The sequence below is a fragment of the Rhizobacter koreensis genome, from assembly GCF_013366375.1.
GTDB lineage: Bacteria > Pseudomonadota > Gammaproteobacteria > Burkholderiales > Burkholderiaceae_C > Schlegelella_A > Schlegelella_A koreensis.
The window spans coordinates 193,175-213,743 of the sequence record NZ_JABWMJ010000005.1; the positions used below are offsets into that span (position 1 = coordinate 193,175).

Sequence of the window (20,569 nt, forward strand, 5' to 3'; positions counted from 1 at the left end):
GCAAGGCGCCTCACGGAGCCGTCCAGATCAGCTTTCGCACGCGGCTTGCAGCCTGGAGCCCTCCACCCGGTCGTCGGCGTCGAAGTCGACATCGAACTCGGCACGTTCCGACGCGAAGTAGATCAGCTTGCGCGCGCTCGGGTCCGGGTTGCGATCGGGGCGGGGCAAGCCGAGCGACACGACAACCTGTTCGCGGGTCATGCCCTTGCGGACCTTGCCTGCCGCGATCGCCGCCTGCACGTCGGCGGGCCATGAGGCGATCCGCGGCCGCGGATCGTCGCGTACGAAGATGCGGTCGGCGAACTGTTCGCGGGTTTGCTCCGTGCGCGAGTAGTCGACGCCGGCGCTCGTCGGTCGCCCCTCGACGTTGACGTGCACACGTTCGCGCCCCCAGCCGGTGATCTTGACCCGCGCTCCCGGCGGAATGAACGGCAGCTCGGCGAAGTTGGCGTCACTGATCCAGCGATCGCCATAGTGCAGGTTGCAACACGTGTAGCGGTCTGCCGCTTGCAACTCGGCCGCAAGCTCGCGCGTGGGCGGCGCCACCACCTTCGTGCCGACGACTTGGCCGGTAACGGTGTCTTCGAGCCACACCTCGCGACGGAACGTGTCGAGAACGCCGGTGACGCGATACCTTCTTCCAGCGACGAGATCGACCGCCACCTCTCCGGTCACGTGATAAAGACGCGAGCCGGCGAACATCTCCTGAATCGGCGCGCCATACACCATGCGCCCGGTGAGCGTGAGCCGCATCGGCCCGGCCGGCAGAGGCCTCCCGGCCGAGCCGAGCTGCAAATCGAAACCCCTGTTGGAGGACGCCCGGCGCGTGGCATCGAGGTTGTTGCGGGTGTCTGCGCCGTCGATCTTCTCGACGTAGAACAGGATCCCGCTCTGGCTGTTACCGCCACCCGAAGCGGAGTCTTGAATGTAAGCCGGTGGGCCCGATCGGTCGGCGCCGGCTGATGACGCCGACGCGGCCGCTTCGATCGCCGGCGCTGGCGCCGGCGCGGCAGCCTGGGCATGCGCCGATCCTGGAGCAAGGGCGGCCAGCCACGCCAGCAACGCCAAGGTGGCGCGCGTCATGGTCTGTGCACCACGAGGTCGCGAACGCGGCTCGGCGCGTTGATCGCGATCGCCGTGCCCGAATCGGAGAAGTCGATATCGAACTCGCCGTCGTCCGACGCGTAGTACACCCAGTTCGCGGCCGACTGCGGCAAGGGCGTGATCTCGTAGCGCGGCGGTCCGAGCGACATCAGCACCTGTTCCTTCGTCATGCCGAGCACGATGCGGCCCGCGCGGATGGCAGCCTGCACCGCAGGCGCGAAGCCCGCAAGGCGGACCTTCGGATCGTCACGGACGAACAAGGTCTCAGCCAGCTGCTCGCGAGTACCTTTGAAGTGGCCGTAGTCCACCCCGGCGCGCATCTTGACGCCATCGATCAAGGCATACACGGTGCCGCGCCCCCAGTCCGTGACGACGACCTGCGCTCCGATCGGAACGAACGATCGGGTGGTCAGCGAGTGGTCGCTGATCCAATCTTTCTCGTAACGCAGGTTGCAGCAGGTGTAGCGCTGGTCGGAAGCTTGCGCGTTGGCCTGGGCTGCCGCGATGCCAGGGACGGCAGCGGTCAGCGCGGCGGCGATGGCAATCCATGTTCTTGTGATCATCAATCCCGATCCTCGAGCCAACCTCTCGGCGCAAGCGAGCGTCGGCTGCGGCGCGCCGGAGGTGCGAGCGACTTATACCCGGCGCCTCATGGTGAGGCGACGAAGAACTCCACGCCGGAACGCAAGGCGAGACATTTTGGGTAGCAATCGTCCTGCCGCCGCGCTCGAGCAACGCTTCGACGCGCGCCGCCGAGTATCTGGGGTGGATGTTCGCGCGGCAGGAGGAGGGGGGCGGAAGCAGCTGGCGGACGCCGGGTTGTGACCTCGGCGTGAGCCGCGAGAGCCGCAGTCGATATGTGTCGCACGACACGCATCTTGCGTCGTTCCAATGCGACGAGCACCGCACGCACAGCGTGCTGCTGGCTAGACTGAAGCGCCTGGGTCCGCGACGGATATCCCGGCACGCAAGGAACACCCGGCGCCATGGCTCGACGTTCGAAGACAAGCCCTATCGAAGACCTGGTTGCGGTGCTTGCACGCCTGCCTTGGTGGGCGTGCCTGCTGTTCGCGCTTGCCAGCTACGCGATCCTTCATCGACTGGCCATCCGGCCGCTTCCGACGGTCCAGTCAGGTCAAGTTTCCGATCTCATGACTGCCACGATGGGGCGTGCACTCGCGATGGCCGGCGAATACATCCTCCCGTTCGCGGGCGTGCTGGCGGCGATCATGTCGGCACTCGGGCGGCGCAAACGGGCGCAGTTGGCCGCGAATGTCGCCGGCTCACGAGGCGCGGACGCACTCCAAGGAATGTCCTGGCAGGAGTTCGAGCAGCTGGTGGGTGAGGCGTATCGCCTGCAAGGCTTCACCGTCAGCGAAACCGGTGGCGGCGGGGCAGACGGCGGCGTCGACCTGGTACTGCGCCGCGGCAGCGAAAAGTTTCTCGTGCAGTGCAAGCAGTGGAAAGCGTTCAAGGTCCCGGTGCAAGTCGTGCGAGAGCTTTACGGCGCGATGGCTGCGGGCGGCGCCGCAGGTGGCTACGTGGTCACCTCGGGCACCTTCACCCGGGATGCCACCGTGTTCGCGAGTGGCCGCAACATCCAGCTGGTGACGGCGAGCAGCTGTTCCAGATGCTCGAGCACGCACAGGCGGCGCGAGCCCGCCGATCGGCAACGCGGGTACCGGCCCCATCGCGCCCCGCTGCGGCGCCGGCAGCAAGCACTCTCGCACCTGCGCCAGCCCCGGCCGACGCTCCGTTGACGGCCGCCGCGTGCCCTCGGTGCGCTCGCCCCATGACGCTGCGTACGGCCAAGCGCGGCGCGAACGCGGGCAACGCGTTCTGGGGATGCACGGGTTATCCGAGCTGCCGGGAAACCCGGCCCGCCTGACTCTCGACGTCGGCCGACGAGACTCGCGGAGAATCATTGCGGGCCTTGCGCTCTCTCAACGGCGACCCCCAGGACTCCTGGCCTCTGAGGCCCTCCGCCTCACCTCTCAACGAAACCGATCCGGCACGTTGCACGCCGGATCCTGCCCGGTCCCCGCCTCTTGCACGATGCCGTTGGGCAGCACTGTGACCTGGTAGATCAGGCAGCTGCCGTAGCGCATGCGGTAGTTCCAGACGGTGGCGTTGTCCTTCCGCACGCCGAACTGGTAGTAGGGGTAGCCCAGCTTGCTGATCACCTCGGCGCTCGTCATTCCGGGCTGGATGGGTTGCTCGCCTTCGCTGACCACGTACGGCGCGGAGCCGCCGATGGGCGCGCTCACGCCGACGCCGATGCCGCCGCCGTGACCGCCGCCGAAGCCGCCGATGCCGAGCACGCCGCCTGCACAGCCGGCAAGCACGACCACCGGGACGATGAAAAGGAGTCTGTTCATGAACGTGGCCTTCAGGGGTTGAACGTCGGTCGACTCGGCAGGCCAGGCATCGTGTCGATCGGAGGCTGCTGCACGAATCGCGCGCCCTGAAAAAAATGCTGACGGGCAGCACGAACTCGAGTCCAGTTCAGGCAATCCGGATGCCGGCTGGACGCTCGAGCGACAGACCTCTACACCCACCCCCTCGCGGCGAGCTCGGACTTGACGTACGCGTAGTAGATCGGCGCCGCGATCAGCCCGGCGACGCCGAACGCGGCCTCCATCAGCAGCATGGCGAGCAGCAGTTCCCAGGCCAGGGCTTCGATCTGCGTGCCCACCATGCGCGCGTTCAGGAAGTACTCGAGCTTGTGGATGGCCACCAGGTAGAGCAGCGACCACACGGCCACGATGGGCGACACGCTCAGGCTCACCACCACGATCACGACGTTCGAGATCAGGTTGCCGAACACCGGGATCAGGCCGGCGATGAAGGTGACCGCGATCATGGTCTTGATCAACGGAAGGTGGACGCCGAACAGCGGCAGCACGATCAGCAGGTACAGCGCGGTCAGGACGGCGTTGACCGCGGCGATCCGCACCTGCGCGAAGACGATGCGCCGGAACGCCTCGCCGAAGCGCGCGGCGCGGTTGACGAGCGCCAGGGCCAAAGGCCGGTAGTCGGTGGGCGGGTCTGCCTGCAGCAGCGCGACCAGCGCGCCGAGCACCATGCCGATGACGATGCGCACCAGCACCTGGACGGCTTCTCCGCCGATCGTCCGCACGTCGGTCACGTGCTGCTGCAGCCAGCCGACGATGGCGGTCTGCAACGCGTCGGCGTCGGCGGGGAGCGAGCGTACGACCCAGTCCGGAAGGCGGCCATGCCAGCTCGCGATGACCTCGGCGGACTTCCTGAGCAGCGCCACGTAGCCGCCGCTTTCGCTTCGGAAGAAGAGCACGGCACCCACGATCGCGAGCCCGAGCAATGCGACGACGACGCTCACCAGCAGCCCGACCGCCAGGTAGCGCGCCTTGCGCTCCTTGACGAAGCGCAGGCGCGGGGTCAGCACGTGCACCGACTCGAACACCAGCAGCCCCGCCAGCAGCGCCGGCAGGAGCCGGAAGTAGAGGACGAACCACAGCAGGAACGCCGTGATCAGCCCGGCGGCAATGACGTAGTCGCGACTCGGTTCGGTTCGAACGTCTTGCATCGGCGGCTCGTGAGATGTCGTGACCGATCTACCGCGGGTCGGGGGAGCCCGCGGCGGCGTCGATGGCTGGCGAGCTCGCGTGCAGGCGACGCAATCGAGCCACCGACCATGCGATCAGCAGGCGCGCCACGATCGACAGGGCGACCATGATGATCCCGACGCGAAGGATCGTGCGCTCGTGCAGACGAGCGGCGTGCTGGCGCCGCACCATCAGCTCGCGCTCGGCGCTCGCGATCGCCGCCATCTGCTGGCGCAGCCGCTCCATGGCCTCGCGCGCGCCACCCTGGGCGATGGCGTTCCGTGCCGCATCGAAGCCCAGACTGCGACGCAGTTCGATCGTCTCGGCGAGCTTGCCGAACTCGGCCGACACCGAGCGTTCCAACTCGTCGACGGAGCCGGCCGGCAGGACATGACGCAGTTGCTCGTAGCTCGGCGCCGCCCGGGCGGTGGCTCGCTGCAGCGGCAGCAGGTCGCGCTCGTCACCGGTGATGACGTAGTCGCGCACCGCCACCTCGGCATCCTCGACGGCGATCAGGACCCGGTTCACGTTGTCCAGCACGACGTAGGCGCTGTCGACGCCGTCGCGGCTCTGCTGCGACAGCGCGTGGTAGTGGAACGAGAGATAGCCGCCGAGGGCGACGATCGTCGCCATCGGGACGGCTCCCACGGCGTGCCAGAGGACGACCCGACGGGGTGGAAGGTGCCAGGGTTTCTTGCTCGTCACGACGGCAGCTGGCAAGTGGCTTGCCACGCCGGGCCGGACGCGTCGGTGCGGCCTTCGCCTGATCGGCCGCCCGACCGTGTCCGCGGACGCTTCGGGTCGGGCGGCCGATGCGAGGTCGCCCCGCCCCATCGGCGCCGTCCGCACCTCAGCACGGAACACACCTGGCATGTACTCGGCATCGGACCTGAAGACCGTTTCGCTCGATGAACTCCGGCCCACGCAGATCAGCCTCGGGCTCGACGCGGTGGCCACGAAGCGGCGCAAATGGAGCGCGCTCGCCGGCGACGAGCGTCGGGCGGCCATCGAGGACATCTTCCCGCCGGCCGTGCGGGGGCCGTCCGGCAAGTACTTCCTGCTCGACGGGCACCACACCGCGCTCGCGCTGATCCAGGAAAAGGTCGACCGGGTGCGCGTCGGCATCGCCGAGGACCTGTCCCGCCTCGGCGAGGAGGACTTCTGGGTCTTCCTCGATCACCGGAGCTGGCTGCACTGCTACGACGCCGAGGGGCGGCGCAGGCCGTTCGATGCGATCCCGCAGCGATTCGAGGACATGCAGGACGATGTGTATCGAACCCTGGCGTCGCGCCTGCAGGCGGCCGGCGGGTTCGCGAAGGTCGGCACGCCCTTCGAGGAGTTCCTGTGGGCGAACTTCCTGCGCAGGGCCGTCGATCGGGAGCTTCTCGAGAGCGAACCCGAAAAGGCTCTCGAAGAAGCGCTCCGCGCCGCTTACAGCCGCTCCGCAAGCTACCTGCCGGGGTGGTGCGGGCGCCTGGTCTAGTCGGAGAGCGCGGCGCGGCGCGCGGTGGGCGTCAGCCTCTTGCGCGGAACTCCAGCGACTGCTCCAGCGGGTGCGGCGGCCGCAGGCTCGCGTCGAGCTGGCGTGCGCGGCGCCTGAGCGCCTCCGGGTCCTTGCGCTTGCCCCGGTATGCCGCGAACACGTCGCTCTGGCCGATGCGATACACGTCGATGTGGTCGAACGACCCACCCATCGCGGCGATCAGCTGGCCCCGATCGACCTGGCCTGTGTAGACGTTCTGCATCACCACGCCGGTGCGCGCCAGGCGCGCCGCGACGATGCGGAAGAAGTCCGCGCCCTTGAGCGCGGCGGGGATCGACTCGTCGTCGTAGGCGTCGAGCATGATCACGTCGAAGCTGTCGCGCGACGTTTCGAGCCATTGGCGGCCGTCGGCCTGGTGCACGTGCAGGCGCGGGTTCGGCGCGAGGCCGAACCAGCGCGCGCCCAGCTCGAGCACGTCGCGGTCGATGTCGATCGCATGCACCACCGCGCTGGGGAACGTGCGGATCACGTAGCCGGCCATGGTGCCGCCGCCGACGCCGATGTGCACCTGGCGGGCATACGGCTCCGCGTAGACCATGCCCAGCATCATCAGCCGCGAGTAGCGCCCGGCGAGCTCGTTGGGCCGGTCGAGATCGACGATCGACTGGTACACGTAACGGTTGGCCGGGTCGAACACCAGGTAGCGCACGCGTCCCTGCTCGAGCACGGCGAGTCGCCCGAACTGCGTCTGCCGCTCCTCGACGATGCGCGCGCCGGCCCAGCCGGGGTGGAGGGCCTGTGCTGGAGCGGCGGCACGAGAGGCGAGGCCCGGCAGGCCCAAGGCGAGGGCGGCGCCGGCCCGAAGAAGGCAGCGGCGGGCGAGAGCGAGGGGATCGTTCGGTTCGAACACGGTCGGGTGCCCTGACGAGAAGGGTCCTGTGCGGCGATGCGGCTGTCGCGGCATTCTGCGGGCCCGAGGCAGGTGGGCGCCGGCTTCGCATCGCCGTCAGCGTATCGGCCCCGCCGGGTTGTTCTGCGTTGTTTTGAACCAGGCGCCGCCTTCACTCGGCCCGCGATGCGATCGCTAGGCCCGCGGCGCCGCTGTTCTTCGGCCAGGGCTTTCCATGCGCCGCGCCGGGCGGGTGCGGTAGATTGCTCGAGCTCGATGGCGCAGGGTTGCGATTCGCGGCTCCGCGCCGGCACGGCGAAAGGCGACCTGCATGTGCAGGTCGGGCCGCGGCGCCGGGAGGCCAGCATGCATCGCATCGACGAACTCCGCATCGCGGACGGCGACTGGCAGCGGACGATCTCGTTCTGGGAAGGCAACCCTGCCGAGATCGGTCACGACGATCCGGTCGATCTGATCGTCGTCTCGGCGTTCCGCGACGACTACGTCCCCACGGAGCGCTCGATCATCGGCGCGCTGCACCGGCGCGGGCTTTCGGTTGCGGCGCTCGCGCGCGACAAGGCATACGACCTGCGCGAGACCACCGGCTTCTGGCTGTCGCGCCCCTTGCCGCCCGGCGCGTCGCCCGTGGGCGCGGGCCGCATCCTGTGCTTCGAGCCGCACTTCCTCGGCACCCAGCCGGCCGAAGTGGTGGGCAACCTGTTCCGCGGGCTGTTCCCGTTCCTGCGCGACGACGCCGAGGCGACCGTCGCGATGGCCGTCATCGCCACCGGTGCGCTCGGCGAAGCGCCGGACCGCATGCTGCGCGCGCTGGTCACGGCGGCCGCCGGCTGGATGCGGCGCGGTCTGCCGATCAGGGAGCTGCGGATCATGGAGCCCTGGGCCGAGCGTGCCGAGGCGCTGCGGCCGGTGTTCGCCGATGTGAAGCGCGGCCTTGCGACGCCGACCGCGCCTCCTGCCGCGTCGCCTCCGCCCGCGTCGGCCGGCTACGACGTCTTCCTCAGCTTTTCGAAGGCCGATGCCGACGCGGTCGACGTCTGGCGGGAAGCCGTCTCCCAGGCGAGCCCGACCCCGCGTCTCTTCGACTACCGGCACTCGATCGACAAGGGCCAGGTGTGGCAGCAGGCCATCGACGAGGCGATGCAGTCGTGCCGGCGAATGGTGGCGTTCCTGTCGCGTGACTACTTCGCGAGCGTCGAGTGCCAGGAGGAGCTCAACATGGCCCGCCTGCGCCACAAGCGCGAGGGCCAGCGCTTCCTCTTCCCCTTGTACGTGCGCTCGCTCGCCGACGAGGCCGAGTTGCCGCTCTGGCTGCAGACCGTGGTGTACGTCGACTGCCGCGAGGCCGATCCGCATCGGCTCGCGGGTGCGGCGCCGCATCTGCGCATCAACTGAGGCGCGACATCAATGGCCGGACCGGAACAGGAAGCCGAGCGGCCTGCCGCCCGGCGAGGTGGACCGATGAAAAAACGCGTGCTCGCAACCGTGGTGGTCGTCGCCCTGGCCGCCGCCGCCGCGCTGGGCCTGAACGCGTACCGCGACGCGCGCGGCAAATGGCTCGAGGCGCAAACGAGGATCGACGAGTTGCAGAAGGTGGTCACGTCGACGCGCGACTTCGTCGTCGGTCAGACCCGCTACACCGACTACCTGGCGGCCGGCAAGAACGCGCTGAGCTCGCAGAGCCGGTTCCTCGCGGCGACCGTCACGCGCAAGGAGCGCCACCTGCAGACCGTCGAACGATCGTGGCTCGGGCTCAAGGGCAAGGGCGCGGTCGTCACGAGCTACACGGCCCAGTATCACTTCGGCTTCGACATGGGGCCGAACGACTACCACCTCGCGCTCGAAGGCAACGAGATCGTCGTGAGCGTGACGCCGCCGGTGCTCGTCGGCACGCCGGCCGTCAGCGATCTGCAGCACGAGGTGCTGGCCGACGGCTGGTTCGTCGACGGCCAGGAGGCCGCGCTCAGGATGTACGAGGGCGCCAGCGAACGGGCGATGCAGCAAGGGCGCGCGATGGCGTCCGACGCGGCGATCGTCGCCCTCTGCGAGAAGAACCTGGCGGCGTTCCTGCGCGCGTTCCTCGCCAAGCAGCCGGGTGTTCGCCACGTGCCCGCCGTGCGGGTGGTCTATCGCCAAGCGAAGAGTGCGCCGGGCTAATCGCGAAGGCTGCACGGCTGGCGCGGCCGATGCAACCTATTTCGGCGATGGGAAAGAGCAATCGGCACTCAGCATCCGAAAGCCTTAGGCTATCGGACTCGCGCGGTGCGAACAGGTCGTCGTCTCATCGGGGACGCTCCATCCGCCTCGCCCGCCTTGCCAGCCCAACCGATCCAGGAGCCGCCGTGACCGCCGAAACCGAATTCAAGTGCCCCGTCGCGCATGACCGCAAGCCCAAGCAGACCCGCACCAACGCGCACTGGTGGCCCGACCAGCTGAACCTCGGCTTGCTGCACCAGCACGCGGGCCTCGGCGATCCGATGGTCGAGGACTTCGACTACCGCAAGGAGTTGCGTTCGCTCGACCTCGACGCGGTCATCGCCGACCTGCACGCGCTGATGACCGACTCGCAGGACTGGTGGCCTGCCGACTACGGGCACTACGGGCCGTTCTTCATCCGCATGGCGTGGCACTCGGCCGGCACCTATCGCATCTTCGACGGGCGCGGCGGCGCGCGCTCCGGCGAGCAGCGTTTCGCGCCGCTCAACAGCTGGCCCGACAACGGCAACCTCGACAAGGCGCGCCGGCTGCTCTGGCCGATCAAGCAGAAGTACGGCGTCAAGCTGTCGTGGGCCGACCTGATGATCCTGGCCGGCAACGTCGCGCTCGAGTCGATGGGCTTCAGGACGTTCGGCTTCGGCGGCGGCCGTGAAGACATCTGGGAGCCGCTGCCGATCGACTGGGGCCCCGAGTCGACCTGGCTCGGCGACGAGCGCTACAGCGGCGAACGCGAGCTCGCGAGGCCGCTCGCGGCGGTGCAGATGGGGCTGATCTACGTGAACCCCGAAGGCCCGAACGGCAAGCCCGATCCGGTCGGCTCGGCGCGCGACATCCGCGACACCTTCGGCCGCATGGCGATGGACGACGAGGAGACCGTCGCGCTGGTCGCCGGCGGCCACACCTTCGGCAAGGCCCACGGCGCGGGCCCCGCGCACCACGTGAGCCACGAGCCCGAGGGCGCCAACATCGAGGAGCTCGGCTTCGGCTGGAAGAACGCCTACGAGAGCGGCCACGGCGCGCACACCATCACCAGCGGGATCGAAGGCGCGTGGACCGCGACGCCCATCACCTGGGACATGAGCTACCTCGAGACGCTGTTCGGGTTCGAGTGGGAGCTCACGCAGAGCCCGGCCGGCGCGCACCAGTGGAAGCCGATCGGCGACGCCGGCCGCAACGTGCCCGACGCGCACGTGCCGGGCAGGCTGCACCAGCCGATGATGACGACGGCCGACCTGGCGCTGCGCTTCGATCCGGCGTACGAGAAGATCGCGCGCCGCTTCATGGCCGACCCGCAGGCGTTCGCCGACGCATTCGCGCGCGCCTGGTTCAAGCTCACACACCGCGACATGGGTCCGAAGGTGCGCTACCTCGGCCCCCTGGTGCCGCAGGAAGACCTGCTCTGGCAGGACCCGCTGCCGGCGGTCGATCACCCGCTGGTCGATGCTTCCGACATCGCGACGCTGAAGCAGCGCATCCTCGACTCGGGCCTCACCACCGCGCAGCTGGTGAAGGCGGCGTGGGCGTCGGCGTCGACGTTCCGCGGCAGCGACCTGCGCGGCGGCGCCAACGGCGCGCGCGTCCGGCTCGCGCCGCAGAAGGACTGGGAGGCCAACGATCCGGGCGAGCTCGCCGAGGTGCTGAACCGGCTCGAGGCGATCAAGCGCGAGTTCGATGCGTCGTCGGCCGACGGCAGGAAGGTGTCGCTCGCCGACCTCGTCGTGCTCGGCGGCAGCGCCGCGATCGAAAGCGCCGCGAAGAAGGCCGGCCACGCCGTCACGGTGCCGTTCCGCCCCGGCCGCACCGATGCGTCGCTGGAGCAGACCGACGTCAACTCGTTCGAGGTGCTCGAGCCGGCGGTCGACGGCTTCCGCAACTACATCCGGCCAGGCGCCGAGGGCCACGTCGCCAACGCGATCATCGACAAGGCCAACCTGCTGATGCTGACCGCGCCCGAGATGACGGTGCTGGTCGGCGGAATGCGCGCCCTCGGCGCGACCAGCGGCAACGTGGCGCACGGGGTGTTCACCGATCGGCCCGGCACCTTGACGTCCGACTTCTTCGTCAACCTGCTCGACATGCGCACGGCCTGGAAGAAGTCCGACGCGGCGCCGGGCGTCTTCGAAGGCACCGACCGCAAGACCGGCGCGATGCGCTGGACCGCGACGCTCGCCGATCTGATCTTCGGATCGAACGCGCAGCTGCGTGCGCTGTCGGAGGTCTACGCGTCCAACGGCGGCGAAGCGAGCTTCGTCGCCGATTTCGTGAGGGCATGGGTCAAGGTGATGGAGCTCGACCGCTTCGACCTGCGCGACCGCCAGGAGCACGGCGCCGCGGCGCGCGAGTAGAACGCGCGGCTCGTGCAGACGGGGGCGCCATGCCGGCGCCCGCGCCTACTTCGTCTCGACGACGCAGCCGATGCGCCGCAGCGTGGCTTCGATCCAGCTCGTGTCGAGCTGCCCGGCGGCGATGTCCTGCAGCGTCTTCTGCTCGGCCTCGACCTTGGCGCGCGCGGCCGCGAGGATCGCGTCGGCCGCGTGCAGCGGCACCGAAAGCACACCGTCGGCATCGCCCAGGATCAGGTCGCCCGGCTCGACGACCATGCCGTCGATGGCGATCGGCACGTTGATCTCGCCAGGGCCGTCCTTGTAGGGCCCGCGGTGCGTCACGCCCGCGGCGTAGACCGGGAAGGTGCCGTTCCCGATCACGTCGAGATCGCGGATGGCGCCGTTGATCACGAAGCCGGCGACGCCGCGCGTCTGGGCGTACGTGGTCATCAGCTCGCCGATGAGCGCGTTGGTCAGGTCGCCGCCGCCGTCGACCACGATCACGTCGCCGGGCACCGCCATCTGCAGCGCCTGGTGGATCATGAGGTTGTCGCCCGGCCGGGTCTTCACGGTCAGCGCCGCACCCGCCAGCCGGCCGCCCTGGTGCATCGGGCGCAGCCGCGCACCGCCGGCGCTCATGCGCGTCATGCAGTCGCTGACGTTGGCGACCGGCAAGTTTCGGAACGCGTCGACGCGGCCGGCGTCGATGCACCGGGTGCGGGCGAGGATCTGCAGGCCGATCATCGGGAGTCCTGTGTAAGAGGTTGGGCCGGGTCGCCGCCGACCAGGAACGAAGTGTCGAGCTGCTCGATCGCGGTGACGCCGAGCAGCCCCATGTTGCGCGAGACCTCGGACCGCAGCAGCTCGAACGCGCGCAGCACGCCGGCCTCGCCGGCCACCGAGGCGGCGAACCCGAACGGGCGGCCGACGAAGACGAAGCGTGCGCCCAGCGCGAGCGCCTTCAGCACGTCGGCGCCGCGGCGGATGCCGCTGTCGATCATCACCGGCACCTGCGGGCACGCGTCGACGATGCGCGGCAGCACGCGCAGCGGCGCGACCGCGCCGTCGAGCTGCCGCCCGCCGTGGTTCGAGGCGATGATGCCGTCGGCACCTTCGGCGACCGCCTGGCGCGCATCGCGCGCGTCGAGCACGCCCTTGACGACGAGCTCGCCGGGCCAGCGCCGGCGGATCATCCGCAAGTGGCGCCAGTTGAGGTGACCGCGGTCCGAGAGGTTGCGCTCGACGTTCGGCGACAGGATCGGGGCGCCCCGCGTCGCGTAGCTGTTCTCGAAGTGCGGCATGCCGTGCAGCGCCATCGTCCGCAGGAAGGTGCCGAACAGCCAGCGCGGGTGCGTCAGGCCTTGCCAGGCCAGGCGGGGCCCCGGACGCACCGGAATCGAGAAGCCGGCGCGCACGTTGTTCTCGCGGTTGGCCGCGACCGGCGTGTCGAGCGTGATCACCAGCGTGCGGTAGCCGGCTGCCTGCACGCGGTCGAGCAGCGCGACGATGGCGGCGTCGTCCCCCGGCAGATAGGCCTGGAACCAGGCGTCGGGGTTGACCTTGGCGACCTCCTCGAGCCGGATCAGCGACGAGCCGCTCATCACGAACGGCAGGTTGTCGCGGGCCGCCGCCTCGGCGAGCACCAGGTCGCCCCGATAGGCCGACAGCGCGGCCAGGCCCATCGGGGCGACGCCGAACGGCACGCTGTAGCGGCGGCCGAACAGCGACACGCCGAGCGCTCGCTTGCTGACGTCGACCAGCACCCGCGGCACGAAGTCGTACGCCGCGTAGGCGTCGCGGTTGGCGCGCAGCGACCGGTTCGTCTCGGCGGCACCGGCGAGGTAGCTGAACACCGACCACGGAAGGTGTCGGCGCGCGGCGACCTCGAAGTCGTCGAGGCAGAGGATCCGCTCGAATCGCCTTGGCAGCACGGGGCGCGCGCGGGCAGCCGGCGGCGTGCGCGGCGCGACGGCGGCGCCCGCGTCGGCCGTCGTGCTGCGGGAAGTCGACAGCGTCATCGAGCGACTCAGGGCGCGTCGGCGCCGGGTCGGGCAGGCTCCGGCGCGGCGGGAACCGTGAGGCCGGACAGCTCCTGCACGCGCAGCGCGAGGGCGCACCAGTCCCAGTCGCCACGCCCGCCGTCGCAGAGCTCGTCGAGCAGCCGCTCGGCGAGTGCAGTGGCAGGCAGCACCGCCGCGCGCGCGCGGGCGGTGTCGAGCGCCAGGCGCAGGTCCTTGCGCATCAGGCGCGCCCGGAAGCCCGGCACGAAGTCGCCGTCGACGATGCGCGGCGCGTGCTTGTCGAGCGAGAAGCTGCGCGCCGACCCGCCGAGCAGGACGTCGCGCATCACCTTCGGGTCGACGCCCTGGATGCGCGCCAGCGCCAGCGCGTCGGCCACGCCCATCAGCGCTCCGGCCACCGCGACCTGGTTGCACGCCTTGACGGTCTGACCGGCGCCCAGCGGCCCCACGTGGGTGATCGTCTTGCAGAACGCTTCGAGCGCCGGCCGGCACGTCTCGACCGTCTCGACGTCGCCGCCGACCATGCAGCCCAGCGTGCCCGCCTCGGCCCCCTGCTGGCCGCCGCTGACCGGCGCGTCGAGCAGCGACACGCCGCGCTCGCGTAGACGCGCGCCGAACGCCTGCGCCGAGGTCGCGGCGATCGTGCTGGTGTCGACGACGCAGCTGCCGGGCGCCAGCGCGTCGGCAAGCCCATCGGCGCCGAACAGCACCTCTTCCACCGCCGCGGCATCGGGCAGGCTGAGGAAGACCCGCTCGCAGGTGCGCCCGAGGGCCGCGATCGACGGGGCGGCCTCGGCGCCCGCCTCGACCAGCGCCTGCACCGCCTCGGGCCGGCGCGCGAACAGCCGCACCGGCCAGCCGGCGCGCAGCAGGCAGCGCGCCATGCCGCCGCCCATCGAGCCGAGCCCGATGAAGCCGAGGCGCGCGGCACGATCGGCTCGATCGCCCCGGCTCATCGCGCGATCGCTCGGCCGATCAGGTCGTAGGCCTCGACGATCTCCTTCTGGAACGTCGGCCCGTCGGCGTAGTCCTCGGTGAGGCCGGACTTGGCGACGAACTCCTTCCACTCGGGCGTCTGCATCGCCTTGCGGAACGCGTCGTGCAGGTATTGACGCACCGGCTGCGGCAGCCCCACCGGCGCCATCAAGCCCTTCATGTTGTCGAGCGCGACCGGGATGCCGATCTCGGTCATGGTCGGCACGTTCGGCAGCGCCGGCAGGCGGCTGCGCGAGAACAGCGCCAGCGGCCGGATGCGCCCGGCATCGACCATCGGCTTCATCTCCTCGTAGGCGCCGAACGCGCCGTCGACCTGGCCGCCCAGGAGCCCGTTCATCGAGTCGGCCGCGCCCTTGTACGGCACGTGCAGGAGCTTGATGCCGGCGAGCTTTTCCCAGACGACGCCGGTAGCGTGGAAGATGCCGCCTTCGCCGGTGGAGGCGTACGACACCTTCTCGGGTGCCTGCCGCGCCTCGGCGAGCAGCGACTTCATGTCGGCGAACCTGGAATCGGAGCGCACCGCCAGGATGCTCGGCGCCCGCGAGACCTTGATGATCGTCGTGAACGACTTGCGCGGGTCGTATGGAAGGTTCTTGAAGTTGCCGACCGCGGTGGTCTCGCTGCCGCCGCCGACGAACAGCGTGTAGCCGTCGGGCTTGGCTTCGGCGGCGGCCTGCGCCGCGATCGCGCCGGCGGCGCCGGGGCGGTTCACCACGACCACCGGCACCGGGATGATGTTCTTCGCGGCGTTGGACAGGTTGCGCGCGATCAGGTCCGCCGAGCCGCCGGGCGCGAAGCCGACGAGGATGGTGATGGGCTGCGTCGGCGCCCACGGCTGGGCCCACGCAGGCACCGCGAGCAGGCTCGCCCCCAGCATGCCGAACACGCGGCGAGTCAGTCGGAAGGTCTTGGACGTCATGGTGGTGTGTCTCCTGGGGGCGCATTCTCGCGACGCGGCCGGCGCCGGAAAAGTGATAAAAAACGAAGCACCAGATTCGCTTTTCCGAAACATGACGCTCAAGCAGCTCGAGGCGTTCCACTGGGCTGCCACCGCCGCGAACTTCCTGCTGGCGGCGGAGCGGCTGCACGTCTCGCAGTCGACGTTGTCCAAGCGCATCGCCGAACTGGAGCTGCAGCTCGGCACGGCGTTGTTCGACCGCAGCGGGCATCGCGCCGTGTTGACCGAGGCCGGCAAGTCGCTGCTTCCGCACGCGCGCCGCATGCTGGCCTACGTCGACGAGATGCGTTCACTGGTCGGCGACCGCAGCGGGCTGCGCGGGCACTGCCGTTTCGGCGTCGGCGAGCTCGCGGCACTGACCTGGCTGCCCGACCTGGTGGCGCTGACCCGGACGACCTATCCCGAGCTGGTGCTGGAGGCCGAGGTCGACCTGGGCGCGACGCTCGAGCAGCGCCTGCAGGCAGGTGAGCTCGACTTCGCCGTGGTGGCGGGCTATTCGTCGCGCAGCGGCATCGCGAGCGAAGCGATCGCCCAGGTGCGCTTCGCGTGGACGGCCGCTCCGCAGCTGGTGGGTCGGCACCGCCTCATCAGCGCCGATCTCCTGCAGCAGGTCGCGCTGGTCACGATGCCGGCGGCGGCCGGACCGACCCGCATGCTCGAGGACTGGCTCGCCCGCAACGACCTCGCGGTGAGCCGCCGCATCACCTGCAACAACCTCGCCGCGGTCGCCAGCCTGATCGCCGCCGGGGTCGGCCTCGGGCTGTTCCCGAACGCATGGCTGCCCCACATGACCGCGCGCGACGCGGTCGTCGAACTGCGGGGCCGGCCTGCGCTGCCGGCGCTGGAATACACGTTCCAGCGCCGCCGCGACGACAGCCGGCCCCTGCTCGCGCACATGCGCGAGCTCGTCGGCCGGACGGTCGACTTCACCAAGCCGAGCCCGCTCTGGTAGGGCACCCGATGCGGGCGCGCGGCCGGTGAGCCGCCTGCGGGAGCACGCTCGTCCGCGCTGCGGTCGCGATCGCGTCGCCTCCGCGGCGGGCCGTTCCGGTCATGAGCCGGGCGCCGGCGACACGGGCCGCGTCGCTGTGCCGGCGCTCGCCCGTCGCGGCACGGCGCCACATGCGGACGTGCCGGAGTGCGCGAGCAATTGCGCCGCATTGCTGCCGCTGTTTGGCCGAGCAGCGCCTCGCGATCCGACGCACGATCGGTATTGCGCCACCTTCCGCCGCCATGCTCCGCTCGTTCCGATCCCAACTCACCGTCGGCTATGCCCTCGGGGTGCTGGGCATCGTGGCGATCCTGTCGGTCGGGCTCAGCTTCCTCGCGTCGCGCAACGCGTTGCGCAACCAGACGCAGATCCTCGAGACCATGGGGCGCAGCACCGCGACCATGCTCGCCGACGGCATGGCCGAGCGCATGCGCGAGGTCGAGCTGATGGCGCGCGCCCAGGCGTCGCTGCGACCGTCGCAATGGCGCCTGCTGTTCGAGGATCTGCAGCGCACGCGGCGCCACTTCTCGTGGATTGGTCTGACCGATGCGCAGGGGCGCGTGGTCGCCGCGAGCCAGGACATGCTGACCGGGCGCACGGTCGCCGAGCGCCCCTGGTTCAAGGCCGCGCTCGCCGGCCCCTATGCGGGCGACGTCCATCCGGCCAAGCTGCTCGCCGGCATGCTGCCGCGCGCAGCCGACGGCGAGCCGGCGCGCTTCGTCGACTTCGCGGCGCCGCTGCAGGGTGCCGACGGTGCCCTGTCGGGGGTGCTCGGGGTGCACCTCAACTGGGACTGGGCGCGCGACGTCATCGCGGGCCCGCGCGGCAGCAACACGCCGGTGAACGGCATCGAGGTGTTCATCCTCGATCGCAGCGGCGAGGCCATCCTGCGCCCGGTCGGCGTTTCCACGTCGTCGCATCCGGTGCCGCTCGCGGCCCTGCAGCCGGGCGCGGCGACGCTCGTCTGGGACGATGGCGAGTCTTACCTCACGGCCGCGGTGCGTCTTCCGGCGCGCGGGCCGCTCACCGACATGGGCTGGACCGTGGTCACGAGACAGTCGCTCGAGACCGCGCTGCAGCCGGCGCATCGCGCACGCGACGCCACCTTGCTGGTCGGTGGCATCTCGGCGCTGCTGGCGTCGCTGCTCGCCTGGCTGATCGCCGGGCGCATCGCCGAGCCGCTGCGCCACATCGCGGCCGCCGCTCGCAAGCTGCAGGCGGGGCAGCTCGACACGCGCATCCCGCTGCTGGAGGGCTCGGTGGAGGTGCGCGACCTGTCCGCCGCGCTGCACCAGATGACCGCCACGCTGGTCGAACGCGAGCGCGCGCTGCTGCACGCCAACCAGACGCTGGAGCGCCGCGTCGCCGAACGCACCGCCGAGCTCACGCGCGCCAGCGACGCGCTGCGCAGCGCCAATGGCGAGCTCGAGAAGCTCGCGACGCGCGACGCGCTGACCGGCCTGCCGAACCGGCGCCGCTGCGACGAGGTGCTGCGCGACGAGATGCTGCGCCACGCGCGCACCGGCCAGCCGCTCGCGGTGGTGCTGGCCGACGTCGACCGGTTCAAGGCGATCAACGACAACCATGGCCACGCCGCCGGCGACGTGGTGCTGCGCGACGTCGCGACGGCGCTCGCCGGCGCCTGCCGCGCCACCGACTTCGTGGGCCGCTACGGTGGCGAGGAGTTCCTGGTCGTGATGCCCGAGACCTCGCTCGCGGGCGCGCGCGTCGCGTGCGAGAAGCTGCGTTCGACCATTGCCGCGATGTCGGGCGCGGTGCCGGTGACCGCAAGCTTCGGGCTCGTCGTTCCCGCCCAGCGCTTCGAATCGCCCGGCGATGCGCTCGAGGGCGCCGACCAGGCGCTCTATCTGGCCAAGGACCAGGGCCGCAACCGCGTCTGCGTCTACGACGTCCACACCCCGCGGCAGGCGCTCGAAAGCGGCTTCGGCGCGTTCGACGGCGACGACGTCGAGCAGGAGTCGTCGCTGGCTTGAGGCCTCGAGAGGGCGCTTTGCGGCAGCGGTGCCCGGCGACGGCGACTCCGGTGAGGAGCAGCGCAGGACGGCGCCCGGAGCGCGTCGCGCGCAGCGGCGTGAGCGCCGCGCATGCAGCGAGTTCTGCGACGCGCGCGCAGGCCGAGCAGCGGACGGGAGCCGGCCCAGCCGACCGCACCGACATGAGCCCCGCCGGGTACCGCGTGCCGCGCCCCTGCTCCGCCGAGCCCCTCGCAGCGCTGTATAACGACCGCGGCTTCGGCCACCCGTCAACCATCAAGGAGATCGCATGGGCAGCGAACGCAAGGGCACGGTCCACTGGGAAGGCCGCGGCAAGGAAGGCAAGGGCCGCATCGGTACCGAGAGCGGGGCGCTCGCCGACGTGTCGTACGGCTTCGCGACGCGCTTCGAGGACGACAAGCGCGGCACCAACCCGGAGGAGCTGATCGCGGCGGCGCACGCGTCGTGCTTCACCATGGCGTTCTCGTTCGCCTGCGACAAGGCCGGCTTCGCGACCGAGTCGGTCGACACCACCGCCTCGGTGCGGCTCGTCAGCAGGGACGGCGGCTTCGCGATCGACCGCATCACGCTCGAGATGCGAGCCTCGGTGCCGGGTCTCGACGAGGCGAAGTTCCAGGAGATCGCGCAGGGCGCGAAGGCGGGCTGCCCGGTGTCGAAGGCGCTCGCCGGGGTGCCGGACATCCGGCTGACCGCGACGCTGGTGCAGCGGGGCGGTGAGCGCCTGCGCAGCCACGTGGATCGGTGCGGATGCAGGTGCCAACGCGCGTGACCACGTGCGGAATGCGAGCCTCGTGGGAGGTGCGCTCGCTGACCCTCGACACATCGCATCGGGGTCGATGGCCATTCCGCATCAGCCCGTGCCCGGCCCGCTGAACGGATAGTCCGCGGCTGCGCGCCACGGACCGTCTTCGTAGTGCCACACCTCGAGACCGGTCGCCGAAATGTCGGTGGGTTCGAAATGTCGGACCAACTCGGCGTGCAGCGCACGGGCGACGTTCGGCGCGACCTTGTTCTGCACGGTGATGTGGAGCGGGCCGCGCTTGGCGCGGTCCTGGCGGCCGAGGAGATCGGTCCAGCGGCGAGCGAGTTCGGCGCGCAACCCGTCGGCCTGGGGCGACGCGGGCGCGTAGGCCACACCGGCGCCGAGAAACAGCACGCGCTCGACGCGCAGGGTGAGGGCGCTGCGGCTCCGCGCAACCTCGGCGGCGTCGGCGAGCACGCGATCGATCGCCGCACCGGGCAGGGCGTGGAACAGCGTCACGTGCGCGTCGAGCCAGTTGCGATGCGCCGGAAAGTGCGCGCGCCGCAGCGCGCTGAACTGCGCCGCGGCCGGCTCTCCGAGTCGAAGCGTGACGATCAGCGGGCGAGGGGGTGCGTCGCGGGCGAGGTCGGGGGGTGCACTCACGCGTTCCACGATAGCGGGGCCCGTCAGTTCTGGTGCGATCGGCGCGCGGGGTGAAGCGGCCCGCGCCTGCATCGGCGCTCGATTGCCGTCGGGCGCACCTCGTCACGACACGGCGCGCCGGCAGCGCTGCCTTTGAATCGGGCCGATCAGGCGGAAGGCGGTGCAGAAGGCGACTACAAGACGGCGCGATCTTGTCCGAGTGCCAGCAGGTGTCAGGGGATGCTTCACTGACGGCGTCCCAACGACCTCAGGAGTACGCCCCATGGCTTTCCAGATCGCACGCGTCACGGCCGCTGCCGTTCTCTCGACCGCCGCAGCCTTTGCGCTCGCCCAGCCGTCCCCGCAGGCGCCCGTGAGCCCGCCGCAGACCCCGAGCACGCCGAGCCCCTCGGGCCCGACCGGTGTCGGCAACCAGGGTCCGAACGGCGTGGCGAGCGGCAGCGGCAGTCGGGCCACCGCGGCGGGCACCACCACGACGGAACCGCGCCGCACGCGCGTTCGCGCGGCACGCGCCGACCGCGGCTGACGACGGCGCGAACCGCGCGTCGGCCGAACCGCCGGCGC

Annotated in this window: 19 protein-coding genes and 1 pseudogene; 9 read left to right on the top strand and 11 right to left on the bottom strand. The window is 70.6% G+C overall.

The features are described from left to right. Positions 1-27 precede the first annotated feature (27 nt). Both HQN59_RS12395 and HQN59_RS12400 read right to left on the bottom strand, forming a co-directional pair. Positions 28-1,083 (bottom strand): hypothetical protein, encoded by a 1,056-nt coding sequence (locus tag HQN59_RS12395; RefSeq protein ID WP_176069411.1) that lies wholly within the window; start codon positions 1,081-1,083, stop codon positions 28-30. Continuing rightward, a complete protein-coding gene (locus tag HQN59_RS12400; protein WP_176069412.1) occupies positions 1,080-1,667 on the bottom strand; it encodes a hypothetical protein in 588 nt (195 codons plus the stop codon). Before HQN59_RS12400 ends, HQN59_RS12395 begins: the two co-directional genes overlap by 4 nt. Before the next feature lie 423 nt (positions 1,668-2,090). On the opposite strand from HQN59_RS12400, the pseudogene HQN59_RS12405 reads away from it, so the two are divergent. Beyond that, a pseudogene (locus tag HQN59_RS12405) lies at positions 2,091-2,992 on the top strand (restriction endonuclease). A gap of 106 nt (positions 2,993-3,098) precedes the next feature. Here the strand turns inward: HQN59_RS12405 and HQN59_RS12410 are convergent. From HQN59_RS12410 to HQN59_RS12420, 3 genes are all read right to left on the bottom strand, one after another. After that, positions 3,099-3,482: a hypothetical protein gene (locus HQN59_RS12410; protein WP_176069413.1), complete on the bottom strand. Its 384-nt coding sequence runs from the start codon at positions 3,480-3,482 to the stop codon at positions 3,099-3,101. Between the two features lie 170 nt (positions 3,483-3,652). Beyond that, positions 3,653-4,669 (bottom strand): AI-2E family transporter, encoded by a 1,017-nt coding sequence (locus tag HQN59_RS12415; protein WP_176069414.1) that lies wholly within the window; start codon positions 4,667-4,669, stop codon positions 3,653-3,655. Positions 4,670-4,697: 28 nt separating this feature from the next. Further along, positions 4,698-5,321, bottom strand: coding sequence for a CHASE3 domain-containing protein (locus HQN59_RS12420; RefSeq protein ID WP_176069415.1), 624 nt, complete (start codon positions 5,319-5,321; stop codon positions 4,698-4,700). 61 nt (positions 5,322-5,382) lie between these two features. Between HQN59_RS12420 and HQN59_RS12425 the strand changes: the two genes are divergently transcribed. Next, positions 5,383-6,171, top strand: a complete 789-nt coding sequence (locus HQN59_RS12425; protein ID WP_176069416.1) for a ParB-like protein — start codon at positions 5,383-5,385, stop codon at positions 6,169-6,171. A 31-nt stretch (positions 6,172-6,202) separates the two neighbouring features. Here the strand turns inward: HQN59_RS12425 and HQN59_RS12430 are convergent, their stop codons facing one another. Next, positions 6,203-7,081, bottom strand: coding sequence for a fused MFS/spermidine synthase (locus HQN59_RS12430; protein WP_176069417.1), 879 nt, complete (start codon positions 7,079-7,081; stop codon positions 6,203-6,205). Between the two features lie 345 nt (positions 7,082-7,426). On the opposite strand from HQN59_RS12430, the gene HQN59_RS12435 reads away from it, so the two are divergent. The 3 genes from HQN59_RS12435 to katG all read left to right on the top strand — a co-directional run bounded on the left by HQN59_RS12435 (position 7,427) and on the right by katG (position 11,640). Then, the gene (locus HQN59_RS12435; protein ID WP_176069418.1) at positions 7,427-8,473 is read left to right on the top strand and encodes a TIR domain-containing protein; all 1,047 of its coding nucleotides are present in this window, start codon (positions 7,427-7,429) and stop codon (positions 8,471-8,473) included. Between the two features lie 66 nt (positions 8,474-8,539). Then, on the top strand, positions 8,540-9,235 hold the full coding sequence (locus tag HQN59_RS12440) for a hypothetical protein (RefSeq protein ID WP_176069419.1): 696 nt from the start codon (positions 8,540-8,542) through the stop codon (positions 9,233-9,235). Between the two features lie 185 nt (positions 9,236-9,420). Next, entirely contained in the window at positions 9,421-11,640 is a 2,220-nt protein-coding gene (katG, locus tag HQN59_RS12445) for a catalase/peroxidase HPI (protein ID WP_176069420.1), read from the top strand. Between the two features lie 45 nt (positions 11,641-11,685). Here katG and HQN59_RS12450 read toward each other — a convergent pair whose 3' ends face one another. From HQN59_RS12450 to HQN59_RS12465, 4 genes are read right to left on the bottom strand one after another with little or no spacing between them, the layout of a single operon-like run. Next, positions 11,686-12,363: an RraA family protein gene (locus HQN59_RS12450; RefSeq protein WP_176069421.1), complete on the bottom strand. Its 678-nt coding sequence runs from the start codon at positions 12,361-12,363 to the stop codon at positions 11,686-11,688. Beyond that, positions 12,360-13,637 carry an alpha-hydroxy acid oxidase gene (locus HQN59_RS12455; protein ID WP_176069422.1) on the bottom strand — a complete coding sequence of 426 codons (1,278 nt, stop codon included), beginning with the start codon at positions 13,635-13,637 and terminating at the stop codon, positions 12,360-12,362. The genes HQN59_RS12450 and HQN59_RS12455 overlap by 4 nt, the downstream gene beginning before the upstream one ends. Before the next feature lie 8 nt (positions 13,638-13,645). Further along, the gene (locus tag HQN59_RS12460) at positions 13,646-14,596 is read right to left on the bottom strand and encodes an NAD(P)-dependent oxidoreductase (RefSeq protein ID WP_176069423.1); all 951 of its coding nucleotides are present in this window, start codon (positions 14,594-14,596) and stop codon (positions 13,646-13,648) included. Then, positions 14,593-15,555 carry a Bug family tripartite tricarboxylate transporter substrate binding protein gene (locus HQN59_RS12465; RefSeq protein ID WP_176069424.1) on the bottom strand — a complete coding sequence of 321 codons (963 nt, stop codon included), beginning with the start codon at positions 15,553-15,555 and terminating at the stop codon, positions 14,593-14,595. Before HQN59_RS12465 ends, HQN59_RS12460 begins: the two co-directional genes overlap by 4 nt. A 91-nt stretch (positions 15,556-15,646) precedes the next feature. Between HQN59_RS12465 and HQN59_RS12470 the strand changes: the two genes are divergently transcribed. The 3 genes from HQN59_RS12470 (at position 15,647) to HQN59_RS12480 (ending at position 19,369) form a co-directional block, all read left to right on the top strand. Then, positions 15,647-16,546, top strand: coding sequence for a LysR family transcriptional regulator (locus tag HQN59_RS12470; protein WP_176069425.1), 900 nt, complete (start codon positions 15,647-15,649; stop codon positions 16,544-16,546). Positions 16,547-16,827: 281 nt separating this feature from the next. Continuing rightward, the gene (locus HQN59_RS12475) at positions 16,828-18,579 is read left to right on the top strand and encodes a sensor domain-containing diguanylate cyclase (protein WP_176069426.1); all 1,752 of its coding nucleotides are present in this window, start codon (positions 16,828-16,830) and stop codon (positions 18,577-18,579) included. A gap of 289 nt (positions 18,580-18,868) precedes the next feature. Further along, the gene (locus HQN59_RS12480; RefSeq protein WP_176069427.1) at positions 18,869-19,369 is read left to right on the top strand and encodes an OsmC family protein; all 501 of its coding nucleotides are present in this window, start codon (positions 18,869-18,871) and stop codon (positions 19,367-19,369) included. An 81-nt stretch (positions 19,370-19,450) separates the two neighbouring features. Here the strand turns inward: HQN59_RS12480 and HQN59_RS12485 are convergent, their stop codons facing one another. After that, positions 19,451-20,005, bottom strand: a complete 555-nt coding sequence (locus HQN59_RS12485) for a 2'-5' RNA ligase family protein (RefSeq protein ID WP_176069428.1) — start codon at positions 20,003-20,005, stop codon at positions 19,451-19,453. Positions 20,006-20,267: 262 nt separating this feature from the next. On the opposite strand from HQN59_RS12485, the gene HQN59_RS12490 reads away from it, so the two are divergent. After that, positions 20,268-20,531: a hypothetical protein gene (locus HQN59_RS12490; RefSeq protein WP_176069429.1), complete on the top strand. Its 264-nt coding sequence runs from the start codon at positions 20,268-20,270 to the stop codon at positions 20,529-20,531. Positions 20,532-20,569 lie beyond the last annotated feature (38 nt).

Bases quoted from the DNA above. Each gene is read 5' to 3' on its own strand.
- HQN59_RS12455 (WP_176069422.1), bottom strand. From the start codon at position 13,637: ATGACGCTGTCGACTTCCCGCAGCACGACGGCCGACGCGGGCGCCGCC.
- HQN59_RS12450 (WP_176069421.1), bottom strand. From the start codon at position 12,363: ATGATCGGCCTGCAGATCCTCGCCCGCACCCGGTGCATCGACGCCGGC.
- HQN59_RS12465 (WP_176069424.1), bottom strand. From the start codon at position 15,555: ATGACGTCCAAGACCTTCCGACTGACTCGCCGCGTGTTCGGCATGCTG.
- HQN59_RS12490 (WP_176069429.1), top strand. From the start codon at position 20,268: ATGGCTTTCCAGATCGCACGCGTCACGGCCGCTGCCGTTCTCTCGACC.
- HQN59_RS12460 (WP_176069423.1), bottom strand. From the start codon at position 14,596: ATGAGCCGGGGCGATCGAGCCGATCGTGCCGCGCGCCTCGGCTTCATC.
- HQN59_RS12435 (WP_176069418.1), top strand. From the start codon at position 7,427: ATGCATCGCATCGACGAACTCCGCATCGCGGACGGCGACTGGCAGCGG.
- HQN59_RS12475 (WP_176069426.1), top strand. From the start codon at position 16,828: ATGCTCCGCTCGTTCCGATCCCAACTCACCGTCGGCTATGCCCTCGGG.
- HQN59_RS12480 (WP_176069427.1), top strand. From the start codon at position 18,869: ATGGGCAGCGAACGCAAGGGCACGGTCCACTGGGAAGGCCGCGGCAAG.
- HQN59_RS12420 (WP_176069415.1), bottom strand. From the start codon at position 5,321: ATGGCGACGATCGTCGCCCTCGGCGGCTATCTCTCGTTCCACTACCAC.
- HQN59_RS12400 (WP_176069412.1), bottom strand. From the start codon at position 1,667: ATGATCACAAGAACATGGATTGCCATCGCCGCCGCGCTGACCGCTGCC.
- HQN59_RS12395 (WP_176069411.1), bottom strand. From the start codon at position 1,083: ATGACGCGCGCCACCTTGGCGTTGCTGGCGTGGCTGGCCGCCCTTGCT.
- HQN59_RS12410 (WP_176069413.1), bottom strand. From the start codon at position 3,482: ATGAACAGACTCCTTTTCATCGTCCCGGTGGTCGTGCTTGCCGGCTGT.
- HQN59_RS12415 (WP_176069414.1), bottom strand. From the start codon at position 4,669: ATGCAAGACGTTCGAACCGAACCGAGTCGCGACTACGTCATTGCCGCC.
- HQN59_RS12440 (WP_176069419.1), top strand. From the start codon at position 8,540: ATGAAAAAACGCGTGCTCGCAACCGTGGTGGTCGTCGCCCTGGCCGCC.
- HQN59_RS12470 (WP_176069425.1), top strand. From the start codon at position 15,647: ATGACGCTCAAGCAGCTCGAGGCGTTCCACTGGGCTGCCACCGCCGCG.